We start from the raw sequence: 14820 nt of genomic DNA, 5'->3' as shown, positions 1-14820 counted from the left end.
CTACAATTCCGGCCAATGCTGCTGCGGCATCGAGCGCGTCTATGTGCACGAAAAGGTCTATGACGAGTTCGTCGAAGGTTTTGTCGCCGAGACCAGGAACTATGTCGTCGGCAATCCGCTGGAGCAGGCGACGACCATGGGTCCGATGGCGCAGGCACGCTTCGCCGACCTGATCCGCGAGCAGAAGGCAGAGGCGCTGCGCAAGGGCGCCAAGGCGCATATCGCCATGAAGGTGGAAAACGACAGGCCGGGCTCGCCCTATCTGGCGCCGGAAGTGCTGACCGGTGTCGACCACCAGATGAGCGTCATGCGCGAGGAAAGCTTCGGCCCGATCGTCGGCATCATGAAGGTGCGCGACGACGAGGAAGCCATCGCGCTGATGAACGACAGCCCCTATGGGCTGACGGCCTCGATCTGGACGCGCGACACCGAGCGCGCCGTGGCGATCGGCGACCGGGTCCAGACAGGCACCGTGTTCATGAACCGCTGCGACTATCTCGATCCGGCGCTGGTCTGGACCGGCGTCAAGGACACCGGCAAGGGCGCGGCGCTGTCCGCCATCGGCTACGACAACCTGACCCGGCCGAAATCCTATCACCTGCGCGAAGCGATCTGAATTCGAAAGACAATCCATGTCCAAGCTCACCTCCAAATGGAACTACCCCACCACCGTCCGCTTCGGCGCGGGGCGCATCAAGGAACTGCCGGACGCGCTGGCTGCGGCAGGCATCAAGCGCCCGCTTTTCGTGACCGACCCGGGCCTGGCGAAGCTGCCCGTCGTCGCTTCGACACTGAAGATCCTCGACGATGCCAATGTGCCTTATGGCGTCTTTTCCGAGGTGAAGCCGAACCCGGTCGAGTCCAACCTGATCGCCGGCATCGCCGTGTTCAAGAAAGGCAAGCATGACGGGGTCGTCGCTTTCGGCGGCGGCTCGGCGCTCGACCTCGGCAAGCTGATCGCCTTCCAAGCCGGGCAGACGCGTCCGGTATGGGATTTCGAGGACATCGGCGACTGGTGGACGCGCGCCAACTCGGATGCGATCGCGCCGATCATCGCGGTGCCGACCACGGCGGGCACCGGTTCCGAGGTCGGCCGCGCCGGCGTCATCACCAATGAAGAGACCCACACCAAGAAAGTCATTTTCCACCCGAAGCTTTTGCCAGCGATCGTGATTGCCGATCCGGAGCTGTCGGTCGGCATGCCGCCCTTCATCACGGCCGGCACCGGCATGGACGCGCTCGCCCACTGCCTCGAAGCCTATTGCGCGCCGGGCTATCATCCGATGGCAGACGGCATCGCCGTGGAAGGCATCCGGCTGGTGTTCGAAAACCTGCCCAAGGCCTTCGCCAACGGCAAGGATCTGGTCGCCCGCGCGAATATGATGAGCGCGGCCGCGATGGGCGCGGCCGCCTTCCAGAAAGGGCTGGGCGCCATCCACTCTCTGTCGCATCCGATCGGCGCGCTCTACGACACCCATCACGGCATGACCAATGCGGTGTTCATGCCCTATGTCCTCGCCTTCAACCGCGATGCGATCGAGGATCGCATCGCGCGGCTCGCCGCCTATTGCGGCATCAAGGGCGGCTTCGATGGCTTCGCAAAAGCCGTCATCAAATTGCGCAAGGAGCTCAAGGTGCCGCATGCGCTGCCCGGCCTGATCAAGGACCTCGACATGGACAAGAACCGCAAGACACTGATCGCCGACATGGCGGTGGTCGATCCGACCGCCGGCGGCAATCCGGTCAAGCTCACCAAGAAAGGGGCGCTTGCTCTGCTCGAAAATGCCATCGTAGGGTCTGTGTAAACCAATTTGCAGCGGAAAGTTGATCTGGAAACGAGGGGAAAGGAAAGGGCAACGGGCGGAATGCAAGGAGGAGAATAATTAGCCGGAAAAAGAATCGCGAAGCGATTGCTACAGCCGGTTAAAGAGAGTTTACTTTTTCGTGTTGCGGGGTGCCGCTTTCACAAAGCTTTCATCTGGCTGTCACACGAAAACGATACCGCATCGCAGGCGTCCAATGGCGTCAGTTCAACGGAGAGAACACATGTTCAAATTCACGGGGAAAGTACTTTCCCTTTCGGCCGCGGCGCTGTTTGCGTCGACGGTGATTTCGTCCGCCGACGCGATGGACGATCTCGTCAAGGCGGCGAAAGCCGAGGGCCAGCTCACCACCATCGCGCTGCCGCACGACTGGTGCGGCTACGGCGACGTCATCGCCGGCTTCAAGGCGAAGTATCCGGAGATCACCGTCAACGAGCTCAACCCGGATGCAGGGTCCGGCGATGAGATCGAGGCGATCAAAGCGAACAAGGACAACAAGGGCCCGCAGGCACCTGACGTCATCGACGTCGGCCTGTCCTTCGGTCCGTCCGCCAAGAAGGACGGCCTGATCCAGCCTTATAAAGTCTCGACCTGGGATTCTATTCCGGACAGCGCCAAGGACGCTGACGGCTACTGGACAGGCGACTATTATGGCGTGCTCTCGTTCCAGGTGAACAAGGATCTGGTCAAGGAATCGCCGACCGACTGGGCCGACCTGCTGAAGCCTGAATTCGCCAACTCGGTTGCCCTTGCCGGCGATCCGCGCGCTTCGAACCAGGCTATCCAGGCCGTCTACGCCGCCGGCCTTGCCAGCGGCGCTGCCGCTGGCGAAGCCGCAGGCACTGCCGGGCTCGAATTTTTCAAGAAGCTCAATGCCGCCGGCAACTTCTTGCCGGTCATCGGCAAAACCGCGACGCTCGCCCAGGGCCAGACGCCGATCCTCGTCACCTGGGACTACAACGCGCTCTCCGGTCGCGACACGCTGAAGGGCAATCCCCCCGTTGACGTCATTGTGCCGAAGACCGGCGTTGTCGCCGGCGTTTACGTGCAGGCGATCAGCGCTTACGCGCCGCATCCGAATGCGGCCAAGCTTTGGCTGGAATATCTCTACTCCGACGAAGGCCAGATCGGCTGGCTGAAGGGCTATTGCCACCCGATCCGCTTCAACGATCTCGCCAAGAACGGCAAGGTTCCGGCGGATATGCTGGCGAAGATGCCTCCGGCCGAGTCCTATGCGGCCGCGGTGTTTCCGACGCTCGATGAACAGGGCAAGGCGAAAGAAGCCATCACCAAGAACTGGGACGCCGTTGTCGGCGCAAATGTGAAGTAAGGATCAATATGGTCCGGGCGGCCCGATGGCCGCCCGGACTCCTTCCCAAAAACGGTAGCCGGCGCATGACCGATCTCTCGGTTTCCAATCAGGCAATTGCGGGCAAGGCCGCGCCCCCCGGCGAAGCGCGCGCAATGCGGCTGCCGACGCAATGGCTTGGCGTAACGCCGTTCTTCGTCTTCGCCGTCATGTTCCTGATCCTGCCCACGCTCTACTTGATGCTGGGCGCCTTCCAGAACGAGGCGGGCGAGTTCACCTTCGCCAACATCGTCGCGCTTTTTTCGGCCAACATCGTTGCCGCCTACTGGATTTCGATAAAGGTCAGCCTGGCGTCATCGCTGATCGGCGCCTTCGCCGGTCTTGCCATCGCCATCGCCATCGTGCGCGGAGGCCTGCCCAACTGGATACGGTCGGGGACGCTGACGTTTTCCGGTGTCGCGTCCAATTTCGCCGGAGTGCCGCTGGCTTTCGCCTTCATCGCGACCCTAGGCCGGCTGGGCCTCGTCACCGTGCTTCTCAACACGCTGGTTGGGTTCAACATCTATGCGCATGGCTTCAACCTGCTGTCGTTCTGGGGTCTGACGATCACCTATGTCTATTTCCAGATCCCGCTGATGGTGGTCATCATCGTGCCGGCGATCGACGGACTAAAAAGGGAATGGGGCGAAGCCGCCGCCACGCTCGGCGCCACTCAGGCGCAATACTGGCGCTTGGTGGTAATCCCCGTGCTGTGGCCAAGCTTCCTCGGCACCGTGATCCTGCTCTTCGCCAATGCCTTCGGGGCGATCGCCACCGCCTATGCGCTGACCGGGTCCTCGCTCAACATCGTGCCGATCCTGCTCTACGCCCAGATCCGCGGCGACGTGCTGCACAATGCCCATCTCGGTTACGCGATCGCCTTCGGCATGATCGTCATCACCGGGCTTGCCAACATCTTCTACATCTGGTTCCGGACGCGCTCGGAGAGGTGGCTGAAATGAAATCCGGCAGGTTCTGGGCCTGGGTCGTCTTTGTCCTCGGCGCGGCGTATTTCTTCATCCCGCTGATCGCGACGATCGAGTTCTCGCTGCGCATGCGCCGCGGCGTCTATTCCCTGGACGCCTACAAGGTCGTGCTCGGCGACAGCCAGTTCCAGGCGACCTTCATGTTTTCGGCGGTCGTCGCCATCTTCACCATTCTCCTCGGCGTGCTGATCGTCGTGCCTACGGCCTACTGGATCCGCCTTCGCATGCCGCAGATCAGGCCGATCGTCGAGTTCATCACGCTGCTGCCGCTGGTGATCCCGGCCATCGTCATCGTCTTCGGCTATATCAGGATGTATGGGTCGAATTCGCCGCTGCCGTTCCTGGCAACCAATCCAGGCGCGAATGCTCTGCTGGTCATCGGCTATGCAACGCTTGCACTGCCATACATGTACCGCGCCGTCGACACCGGGCTTCGCACCATCGACGTGCGCACGTTGACGGAAGCAGCGCAGATCCTGGGCGCCGGCTGGGGCACGATCATCAGCCGCGTGATCCTGCCCAATGTGCTGATCGCGGTGCTTTCGGGCGCATTCCTGACCTTCGCCATCGTGATCGGCGAATTCACCATGGCCAGCCTGCTCAACCGGCCGGCATTCGGCCCGTATTTGCAGAATCTTGTGGCCAACCGCGCCTATGAGCCGGCGGCGCTGTCGATCATCGCGTTCGTCATAACCTGGGGCTGCATGTCGCTGATCCAGATCTTGTCCCGTTTCGCGCCGAAATCAGCGAACCGCCCCAATTGAGCGAAGTACCGACCGAAAGAAAAAGCCATGGCCGAGCCGTTCCTCTCCATCCAGCATGTGCGAAAGTCCTTCGGCGCCACAACCGTGGTCGAGGATTTCAACCTCGATGTCGCGCCGGGCGAATTCGTCTCCTTCCTCGGTCCGTCCGGCTGCGGCAAGACGACGGTGTTGCGCATGGTGGCCGGCTTCGAGGAGCCCTCGGCCGGCAAGATCGTGGTTAGCGGCAAGGACATCACCAGGCTGAAGCCCAACCAGCGCAATATCGGCATGGTGTTCCAGGCCTATGCGCTGTTTCCCAACCTCACTGTGGCGCAGAATATCGGGTTCGGACTGAAGGTGGCGGGCATGCCCAGGGCGGCCATCGATTCCCGTGTCGCGGAGATGCTCAACATCATCAGGCTGCCGCAGATGGCCGACCGCTATCCCTACCAGCTCTCCGGCGGCCAGCAGCAGCGCATCGCGCTGGCGCGCGCCATTGCGCCGAAGCCGAAGCTTTTGCTGCTCGACGAGCCGCTGTCGGCGCTGGACGCCAAAGTGCGCATTTCGCTGCGAGAGGAAATCCGCTCGATCCAGAAGAAGCTCGGCATAACCACCATCTTCGTGACGCATGACCAGGAAGAGGCGCTGTCGATCTCCGACCGCATCGCGGTCATGTATGGCGGCAAGGCCGAACAGGTCGGCACGCCGTTCGAGATCTACAACCGGCCGGCGACCAAGTTCGTTGCCAATTTCGTCGGCACGCTCAACGTGCTGGAAGGCAAGGTCACCGATGCCGCGTCCGGCAAGGTGCGGGTCAACACGCAGGAAGTCTCGCTGAAGGGCAAGCTCAACGGGTCGAAGTCCGGCGACACGCTGTCGCTGGCGCTGCGGCCCGAAGCGATTTCGCTCGGACGCCAGCCCGGCCACGACACCAGCCTTTCGGGCGAGATCGCCGAAGTGCATTTCCTCGGCTCGGTCATCCGGGTGCGCGTCGGCATCGGCGGCAACACGGTATCGCTCGACACCTTCAACAACTCGGCGACGCCGCCGCCTGTCGTCGGCGAGAAGGCGGACATCTCTTTCTCGTCGGGCGACATGCTGGTGCTGCACTAGGGTGCACAGTGAATAGTGAATAAGTGAATGGTAGTCGGCGAAGAGAGCACGTTACGTGCTCGAATTCTCTCTGATGATGCCCGTTCACCATTCACCATTCACCATCGCTTTTTGCAGTGCCAAAGGCCTGGTTCCATCGCTACGATGAGCCATGGCGCTTTTCGAGCTCACCCTCATCCTGCTTCTGATCGCCGTCGGGCTGACGGCGTTGTCGCGATGGCTGGGGATACCTTATCCCTCCCTGCTGGCCTTGGCCGGAGTGGGGATCGCCTTTCTGCCAGGTGCGCCGACCATCGAGATCGATCCGGAACTGGCGCTTGCCCTGTTCATCGCGCCGGTGCTTCTCGATGCCGCCTATGATACGTCGCTGCGCGACCTGAAGCGCTACCGGCTGTCGCTGGTGCTGCTGGCATTGGGCGCGGTCGTCTTCACCACCGTGGTCGTCGCCTTCGTCGGCTGGAAGATGGCCGGTCTGCCGATCGCGGCGGCGATCGCGCTCGGCGCCATCGTCGCGCCGCCGGACGCCGTGGCGGCGAGCGCCGTGCTTGGCCAGTTCAAGGTGCCGCACCGCCTCAACGCCATCCTGCAAGGGGAGAGCCTGCTCAACGACGCCACGGCGCTTCTGATCTACCGCATCGCCGTTTCGGCCGCGGTCGGCTCGGTCATGCTGAGCGATGCGGTGCCGGTGATCCTTCTGTCGACGGTCGGCAGCGTCGCCGCCGGCTATCTGTTCGGCCGCCTCTCGCTGCTGACGCTGACGCGCATCGAGGATGCGGCAAGCAGCACCGTGGTGCAGTTTGCCGGAACCTTTGCCGTCTGGATCATCGCCGACAGGATCGGCCTTTCCGCCATCATCACCATCGTCGTCTATGCCATCACCATCGCGCGCACCGCGCCACGCCAGATGTCGGCCAGACGCCGCGTCAGCACCTACTCGGTCTGGGAGTCGGCAGTGTTCGTGCTCAATGTGCTGGCTTTCGTGCTGATGGGCCTGCAGGCCCGGTCGATCGTCGGCAGGCTCTCCGGCGATGGGCAGGGCGATGAATTTGTCTTCGCCGCAACGGTGCTGGCCGTTGTCATCGTGGCACGCCTCGTCTGGGTGTTTGGCTACGTCGCGATCATACGGCGGTTCGCCCGCTTCGACAGCAAAGAGCAAAGGCGGGATGCGCCGACATTCGGGGGCGCCTTGCTTGTCGGCTGGTGCGGCATGCGTGGGCTGGTGAGCCTGGTGGTGGCCATTGCACTGCCGGCCAATTTCCCTGGCCGGGACCCGATCGTGCTTGCCGCCTTCGCGGTCGTGCTCGGCACGCTGGTGCTGCAAGGCATGAGCTTGAAGCCGCTGCTGCGCTGGCTCAATTTCGAAGAGGATACGACGATAGATCGCGAAGTGGCGCAGGCACGCGTTGCCATCATGGAAGCCGCGCTCGACGTCCTGAGCCGCAAGACGTCTGCCGCTGCGGACGTCGTGCGCGAGCAGTACGAGGCCCAACGAAAGATCGCCGAGAATCCTGAGGATGCGCAGGCGGCCACCGAATACGACCGGCTGCGCCTCTATGCCATCAAGCGGCAGCGCGATAGGCTCGAAGAATTGCGCCGCGACGGTACGATCGGCGACGAAGCCTATCACCGTCTGGAAGAAGAAATCGACTGGTCCGAGCTGGCAGCATCGCCGGCGGGGCGGTTCCAGTCGCTCACGACCTAGACGATGCCGGGGTCGGCGGTCATGACTGGACCATTCCGCATGTCGATGGCGTCCATTGCAACGCGATGGCCGAGGCGCTAGTGCCGTGGCCGGATATTCAGCCGGTTAATCGATGAAGCTGGTCAGCTACAACATCCAGTACGGCTACGGCAGCGACGGCCGCTACGATCTGGCGCGCGCCACGCGCCTCGTCGACGGTGCCGACATCATCGCCCTGCAGGAAGTGGAGCGGCACTGGCAGCGCAGCAACGGCGACGACCAGCCGAAAATCCTGTCCAGGCTGCTGCCCGACTATCACTGGGTCTACGGTCCGGCCTTCGACATGGACGCCAGCGAAAAGCGTGATGGGCGCATCGTCAACCGCCGCAGGCAGTTCGGCACGATGCTTCTGTCGAAGCTGCCGATCGTCTGGTCGCGGCTGCATGCGCTGCCGCTGCGCCGCACGCTCAAGCCCCTCAACACGCGCACCGCCGCACTGGAGTGCATGATCCGGACGCCGGCGGGATCCGTGCGGGTCTTCTCGCTGCATCTTGCCCATATCGCGGCCGAAGAGCGGCTGGAGCAGATCGACTATCTGCTCGCCGAACAGCGCCGCGCGCCGTCCGATGGCGGTCCCTGGAGCGGCGCCGATGACGAGCCGCAGCGCAACTGGGCGAATGGCGAGCCGGAGCCGGAAAACCCGCTGGCGGCGATCTGGCTCGGCGATTTCAACATGGAGCCGGGAAGTGCGGAATACCGGCGCATCGTCGGCAGCACGCCCTCTCATCGCGGCGCCGTCTATATCGACGGGTTCGTCGATGCCGCAGCCGTCGCCGCCAAGCCGGTGGCGGACTTCCACACGCATGAAAAGATCATCGAGGGCAAGCTGGCGAAACGCCGGCTCGATCATTGCTTCGTTGGCGGCGTGCTGGCCGGGCGGGTGCGTTCCGTGAGCGCCGATATCGGCGAAGTGGCCTCCGACCATTTCCCGCTCAGGGTCGATATCGATCTGGAAACCCCAGGCATCGCCGCTAGGCTTGCAGGCGGGTGAGGCGGGCATGACGCTTTTCGTCTTCCTCGCGGTGCTGTCGGCGGCCGCCATGCACGCGATCTGGAACGCGCTGGTCAAGGTGCACCTCGACCGCTTCCTGTCGATCACCTTGATGACGCTCGGCATGGGGGCTGCGGCGCTGCTGGCGCTGCCTTTCGTTGAAGTGCCGAAAGCCGAGGTCTGGCCATTCATCCTCGCCTCGGTCTTCTTCCATATGGGCTACCGGACGTTTCTGATCGGCGCTTACAAGGCCGGCGATTTCGCTCAGACCTATCCGCTGGCGCGCGGTACCGCGCCGCTGCTCTCCGCGCTCGGCGGCATCGTTCTGCTCGGAGAGATACCGGCGCCACTCTCCATCTTCGGCATCGTGCTTCTGTCGGCAGGCACGCTGGTCATGTCGTTTCGCGGCGGTGTGCATCTTGAACGGTTCAATCTGCGCGCCGTCAGCTTCGCGCTCGGCACATCGATCTTCATTGCCAGCTACACGCTGTCGGACGGCAGCGGCGCGCGGCTGGCGGCAACCGCGCAAAGCTATGCGGCCTGGCTGTTCGTCTGCGATGCGCTCTGGGCGCTGGTGCTGTGCATCGCCTTTCGCGGGCCACAGTCGCTGCCCCTGCTGGCGCGGGACTGGAAGGCAGGCCTCTTCACCGGCGTGCTCAGCGGCGCCGCCTACTGGATCGTGATGTGGGCGATGACCAAGGCGCCGATCGCCTCGGTGGCGTCGCTGCGCGAGACCTCGATCCTGTTCGCCATGCTGATCTCGGTGCTTGCGCTGGGCGAGAAGATGACGGCATGGCGCGCCGCCGCGGCGCTGGGCATCGTCGCGGGCGTGGTCGCGCTCAGACTGGGCTGACTTCCCGGTCGATCACGGTCATGACCTCGCCACGCTTCTCGGGGCTGAAGCGGATCACGACGATGATGCAGACGGCGACCACGCCGGCAAACAATGCCAGCGCATAGCCATAGCTGCCTCCCCGCGCTTCGGCGATGCCGGCCTGATACGGGCCGCCATAGGAGGCCGCCAGATTGCCGGCCTGGTAGATGAAGCCAGGCAAGGTCGCCCGCACGGAGCCCGGCGATAGCTCGTTGAGATGCACCGGAATGACGCCCCAGGCGCCTTGCACCGCCACCTGCATGATGAAGGCGCCGAGCGCCAGCATGAAGGGCGTCGTCGTATAGGCCCAGAGCGGAATAGCCGGCAGGGCAATGACGCAGGCGAGCGTGATGGCGTTTATGCGCCCGATCTTCTCCGACAGCGCGCCGAACGCCAAGCCGCCGACAATGGCGCCGATATTGGCGACGATGGTGATCCAGCTCACCGTGTGCGGATCGAAGCCGTGCTGCTTCTTCAGGAAGGTCGGGTAGAGGTCCTGCGTGCCATGGCTGAAGAAGTTGAAGAACATCATCAGCACCACGGCATAGAGCGCGATGCCCCAGTGCTTCTGCAGCGTTACGAGAAGACCCGGCCGCGCCTGCGCCCGGCCTGAGACGAAGGCGGGCGATTCCGGCACGTGCGAGCGGATGAAGAGCACGATCAGCGCCGGTACGAAGCTCAGCAGGAACATGGCGCGCCAGCCGAAGGTGAAATCGCCGATCTTCTGGCCGTAGAGCAGCCCATAGACAACTGCCGCCAGCAGATATCCCGCCGGATAGCCGCATTGCAGGATGCCCGAAACCATGCCGCGGGCGCTGGGCGGAATGGATTCCATGGCGAGCGAGCTGCCAAGGCCCCACTCGCCGCCCATCGCGATGCCGAACAGCGCCCGAAGGGCCAGGAATATGCCGAGATTGGGCGAGAAGGCCGCCAGCGCCCCGATCACCGAGTAGCTGACGATGTTGAGCATCAGCAGCGGTTTGCGCCCATATCTGTCGGCAAGCATGCCGAACAAGAACGCGCCGATGAATCGCGTGGCCAAGGTCAGGAACAGCGCCTTGGAGACCGCCGGGACATCGGTGTGGAATTCAGCGGCGATATCTGTGAGCAGGAATGTCAGAAGGAAGAAATCAAAAGCGTCGAGCGTCCAGCCCAGGAAAGATGCGAGTACGGTTTTCTTCTGCTCCGAGGTGAGACTCAAATCGCTGCTCCTTTGCATCCGCGAAAGGAACGATATGTTCCATGCAGTGCAAAAGAGAACGGGTTATTTGCCGGTTTCCGATCAACCGGCGGTCACATTTCCGTAAACTCCAAGTCGAGGACCATCACCCCGTCGGTGCCCCCTTCGAGCGCCGCTACCAGGCGAGCGCCGGCGCGCTGATGCGCCTCGTGCGCCAAATAGGGGTCGCGGGCGGCAGCATCGCGGAAATCGATGGTAAAGCCATGGCCGAAACCGCGCGCGAACGGCTCCGGGCTGACATTGGCGCTGAAATGAACCTTGCCCATGCCGTCGATGGCCGGGCGCAGCGCTTCGAGATCGGCGTGAATCGCGGCGCGCTCGGCGGCGGAGCTGCCGTCGCCGAAGCGGACAAAGACGCAGTGGCGGATCATTGTTCTTCCCTCAAGCCGCCTTATTGCCCTTGAACACGGCCGGCGGCAGCGGCTCGCGTCCGAGGATCAGATCGGCGCCCTTCTCGCCGACCATGATGGTCGGCGCATTGGTGTTGGAGGAGGGGACACGCGGCATCACCGACGCGTCGCAGACCCGCAGGCCGTCGATGCCGCGCAGCCTGAGATCGGGCGTCACCACAGCCATCGCATCATGTCCCATGCGGCAGGTGCCGACGGGATGGTGATCGGTCTTGGACGCGCGGCAGGCATAGTCGAAGAGGTCGGCGTCGCTTTGCAGCGCAGGGCCGGGCAGCACCTCGCGCAGCACAAAAGGCTGCAGCGCCTTCTGCCGCATGATCTCCCGCGCCAGCCGCAGTCCCTTGATCGACATGTCGCGATCGTAGGAATCGGACCAGTAGTTCGGGTCGATCAGCGGATGATCGGCGGGATCGGCGCTCTTCAATCGCACGGTGCCGCGCGAGCGCGGGCGCAGGAAGGCGGAGTTCAGCGTCACGCCGGGATTGTTCAGCTTCTCGACCCCAGCCTCGATGCCGGAGCCGAGACCGAGATGGAACTGGATGTCGGGCGAGGCGGCGGTCGGATCGGCGTACCAGAAGCCGCCGGTCTCGAACAGGCTGGATGCGACAGGGCCCTTCTTCAAAAGCACGTATTGCAGGCCGGCCCACATCGTGCGGTGCAGCTTAGCATAGTTGTCATAGGTGTGGTCGCCGGTGCATTCGGCGATCACGAACAGGTCGAGATGGTCCTGCATGTTGGAGCCGACGCCGGGCAGGTCGTGGACCGGCGTGACGCCGACCGACTTCAGATGATCGGCCGGGCCAATGCCGGATTGCATCAAGAGCTTTGGCGAGCCGATGGCGCCGGAGGAGATGATCACCTCGCGTTCCGCGCGCAGGATCGTCTTCTCTCCGCCCGGCTTGTCGACGATCTCGACGCCGATGGCGCGGCCTTTCTCGACGACGACGCGGGTGACGAGTACATCGGTCCTGACCGTCAGGTTCTTGCGGGCGCGGATAGGCTTCAGATAGGCGACCGAGGCGGAGGAGCGCCGCGCGTCCTTCTGGGTGAGCTGGTAATAGCCGACGCCTTCCTGGCTGGCGCCGTTGAAATCCGGATTGAAGGGGATTCCCATCTCCTGGCCGGCGCGGAAATAGGCCTCGCAGATCGGCAGCGGCGAGATCGGGTTGGAAACGCCGAGCGGCCCCTGGTCGCCGTGATAATCGTTGGCGAAGCGCTGGTTGTTCTCGGCGCGCTTGAAATAGGGCAGCACATCGCGATAGCCCCAGCCGGCCAAGCCCTCTTCCTTCTCCCAGGCGTCATAGTCGCGGGCGTTGCCGCGCGTGTAGATCTGGGCGTTGATCGACGAGCCGCCGCCGACAACCTTGGCTTGGGTGTACCAGAAGACGCGGTCCTTCATGTGCTTCTGCGGCACCGTCGACCAGCCCCAGGAAGCGATGCCCTTGGTCATCTTGGCGAAGCCTGCCGGCATGTGGATCAGCGGGTGCCAATCCTTCCCGCCGGCTTCGAGCAGCAGCACCGAATTGGTCGGCTCCTCGCTCAGTCGGTTGGCCAGCACGCAACCGGCCGGTCCGGCGCCAACGATGATGTAGTCAGCCATGGTTCCACTCACTCACAGACGAGGCACGGAGAGCGCGCCGTCGACATCGATGACCGATCCGGTTGCAAAGCCGAATTTTCCGCTGGCAAGTGCGGCCACCACAGCGCCGATATCGGCGCCCTCGCCCCAGCGGTTGGCCGGCACCAACCCGCCTTCTATCAGTGCGTCATATTTGGCGGATACGCCTGCCGTCATGTCGGTGCGGATGATGCCCGGCCGCACCTCGAACACCCCGATGTTTTCCGCGGCGAGCCGCAGCGCCAGGTTCTTCACCCACATCGAAAGCCCTGCCTTTGAGATGCAGTAGTCGGCGCGCTCCGGCGAGGCCATTGTCGCGCTGACCGAGGTGATGGTGACGATCGACCTCGCAAAGCTGGCGGGTGTCGCCAGCATCGCCTTGGCGACGGCCTGGCTGAGGAACACCGTGCCGCGCAGATTGATATTTAGCGCGTGGTCGAAATTGTCAGGCTTCAATTCCAGAAGGTCGCCACGCACGACGGCGCCTATGCCGGCGTTGTTGACGAGGCAATCGATGCTGCCGAAGGCGTCCACCGCCGCCGCGACCAGTTTTGGATGGCCAGCGAGATCAGCGATGTCACAGCTGGCATAGGCGAATTTCGCGCTGCGCGCGGCGATGCTTTCGGCAAGTCCATCGGCCGGCTTGTCCGCAAGGTCGGCAACAAGAATATCGAAGCCGGCATCGGCCAGCGCCTCGGCGCAGGCAAGGCCGATGCCGCGCGCGCCGCCGGTGACGATGGCTGCCGGGCGGGTCATGCCGCGAGCTCCGTCTTGCGGATATGGTCTGCCACGCGCAGCGCCTGGGCTGCGATCGACAGCGCCGGATTGACCGCCGCCGAGGTCGGCAGGAAGCCGGCGTCCACGACGAACAGGTTCTTATGGTCGTAAGCACGACAGAACGTATCGAGTGGCGCCGTCGCGGGGTCGTTGCCCATCCGCGCGGTGCCGCACTGGTGCGAGGGCGTGCGCTTGTCGAACGGGCGCGACAGCACGATCGGGTAACCGCAGGCGCGGAAGTTTTCGCGCATCACCGTGGTCAGGCCTTCCAGCGACTGCATGTTGGAGCGCCGCCACTGCATGACGATCTCCTTGCCGTCGACCAGGATGCGGCTTTCAGGATCGGGCAGGTCCTCGCACATCAGGTACCAGTCGACGGCGTGGCCGGCCATGAAATCGAGCGCGAATCTTGGCGCCAGCTTCACATTGGCCCGCAGCATGTTGCCGTCGATCTTGCCGAGCAGTTGCACATTGCCCAGCGGCTTGCCGCCCTTGCCGCCCGACAGATAATAGTCGTTGAGCATCAGCGTCTTCTGGTAGACGGCGTCGTTGCGGCGGCGCGGGTCGATCGCCAGCATCGCGCTCGAATTGTGGTTCATGAAATTGCGGCCGACCTGGTCGGAACTGTTGGCGAGGCCTTTGCCGTTTGTCGAGGGCGAGCGCAGCAGGATGACGGCGGAGTTGATCGCGCCGGCCGATAGGATGACCAGCTTCGGCGAGAGCGTCCTTTGCGCGCCGTTCTGCGTGTAATGAATGGCGGCAATCGATTTGCCGTCCGGCGAGGCCTCGAGCCAGTCGACATGGGCGCCGGTTTCGAGCTTGATGTTCTTGTCATTGAGCGCCGCCGCCAGAGGCCCGGTCTGGGCGTCGACCTTGCCTTGCCCGGTGTTCGGAAAAGCATCCCAGCCGGTCTTGCCCTCCTTCAGCCAGGCTTCGATGTCGACGCCGAGCGGCAGCGAGGCAGGATGCAGGCCTAGGCCTTTGAGCTCGGCGCGAGCACGCGCGATCGAAGGTTCGTCGGGCACCGGCTTGAAGGCATAAGGAATCGAATGGAACGGCTCGGTCGGATCCTCGCCGAGCGCGCCGCGCACGCGGAAAAGCTGCTCGGCCTTCGAATACCAGGGTTCGAACTTCTCATAGGAAAACGGCCAGGTCG

At 63.6% G+C, this 14820-nt stretch carries 14 protein-coding genes; 9 read left to right on the top strand and 5 right to left on the bottom strand.

What is annotated here, in order from left to right:
- The 9 genes from EOA60_RS02845 to EOA60_RS02805 form a co-directional block, all read left to right on the top strand.
- Positions 1–616 (top strand): aldehyde dehydrogenase family protein (locus tag EOA60_RS02845; RefSeq protein WP_128311049.1); only part of this gene is annotated, 616 nt, incomplete at its 5' end.
- Between the two features lie 16 nt (positions 617–632).
- On the top strand, positions 633–1805 hold the full coding sequence (locus EOA60_RS02840) for an iron-containing alcohol dehydrogenase (RefSeq protein WP_095800500.1): 1173 nt from the start codon (positions 633–635) through the stop codon (positions 1803–1805).
- Between the two features lie 241 nt (positions 1806–2046).
- Positions 2047–3153: an ABC transporter substrate-binding protein gene (locus EOA60_RS02835; protein ID WP_095823437.1), complete on the top strand. Its 1107-nt coding sequence runs from the start codon at positions 2047–2049 to the stop codon at positions 3151–3153.
- A 134-nt stretch (positions 3154–3287) separates the two neighbouring features.
- Positions 3288–4133 (top strand): ABC transporter permease subunit, encoded by an 846-nt coding sequence (locus tag EOA60_RS02830; RefSeq protein WP_176477631.1) that lies wholly within the window; start codon positions 3288–3290, stop codon positions 4131–4133.
- Positions 4130–4921 (top strand): ABC transporter permease, encoded by a 792-nt coding sequence (locus EOA60_RS02825; protein WP_095800497.1) that lies wholly within the window; start codon positions 4130–4132, stop codon positions 4919–4921. The genes EOA60_RS02830 and EOA60_RS02825 overlap by 4 nt, the downstream gene beginning before the upstream one ends.
- 27 nt (positions 4922–4948) lie before the next feature.
- On the top strand, positions 4949–6013 hold the full coding sequence (locus EOA60_RS02820) for an ABC transporter ATP-binding protein (protein ID WP_095823436.1): 1065 nt from the start codon (positions 4949–4951) through the stop codon (positions 6011–6013).
- Positions 6014–6164: 151 nt separating this feature from the next.
- The gene (locus EOA60_RS02815; protein ID WP_067002561.1) at positions 6165–7715 is read left to right on the top strand and encodes a sodium:proton antiporter; all 1551 of its coding nucleotides are present in this window, start codon (positions 6165–6167) and stop codon (positions 7713–7715) included.
- Between the two features lie 112 nt (positions 7716–7827).
- Complete coding sequence (locus tag EOA60_RS02810) at positions 7828–8745, top strand: endonuclease/exonuclease/phosphatase family protein (RefSeq protein ID WP_128311048.1); 918 nt, start codon at positions 7828–7830, stop codon at positions 8743–8745.
- Between the two features lie 7 nt (positions 8746–8752).
- Positions 8753–9598: an EamA family transporter gene (locus tag EOA60_RS02805; RefSeq protein WP_067002559.1), complete on the top strand. Its 846-nt coding sequence runs from the start codon at positions 8753–8755 to the stop codon at positions 9596–9598.
- Here the strand turns inward: EOA60_RS02805 and EOA60_RS02800 are convergent.
- The 5 genes from EOA60_RS02800 to EOA60_RS02780 form a co-directional block, all read right to left on the bottom strand.
- Positions 9585–10838 (bottom strand): MFS transporter, encoded by a 1254-nt coding sequence (locus EOA60_RS02800; protein WP_082953939.1) that lies wholly within the window; start codon positions 10836–10838, stop codon positions 9585–9587. The two genes, EOA60_RS02805 and EOA60_RS02800, sit on opposite strands and share 14 nt — an antisense overlap.
- A 74-nt stretch (positions 10839–10912) precedes the next feature.
- Positions 10913–11230: a Dabb family protein gene (locus EOA60_RS02795; RefSeq protein ID WP_127334886.1), complete on the bottom strand. Its 318-nt coding sequence runs from the start codon at positions 11228–11230 to the stop codon at positions 10913–10915.
- Between the two features lie 10 nt (positions 11231–11240).
- A complete protein-coding gene (locus tag EOA60_RS02790) occupies positions 11241–12869 on the bottom strand; it encodes a choline dehydrogenase (protein WP_095823433.1) in 1629 nt (542 codons plus the stop codon).
- 12 nt (positions 12870–12881) lie between these two features.
- The gene (locus EOA60_RS02785; RefSeq protein ID WP_095823432.1) at positions 12882–13643 is read right to left on the bottom strand and encodes a 3-ketoacyl-ACP reductase; all 762 of its coding nucleotides are present in this window, start codon (positions 13641–13643) and stop codon (positions 12882–12884) included.
- The coding region (locus tag EOA60_RS02780; protein ID WP_164899170.1) for a GMC family oxidoreductase at positions 13640–14820 on the bottom strand (1181 nt) is incomplete at its 5' end. The genes EOA60_RS02785 and EOA60_RS02780, both read right to left, overlap by 4 nt.

Source organism: Mesorhizobium sp. M1A.F.Ca.IN.020.06.1.1 (assembly GCF_004023265.1).
GTDB lineage: Bacteria > Pseudomonadota > Alphaproteobacteria > Rhizobiales > Rhizobiaceae > Mesorhizobium.
Note: the sequence above shows the minus strand (reverse complement) of the source record. Positions and strands in the feature narration are given on the sequence as shown.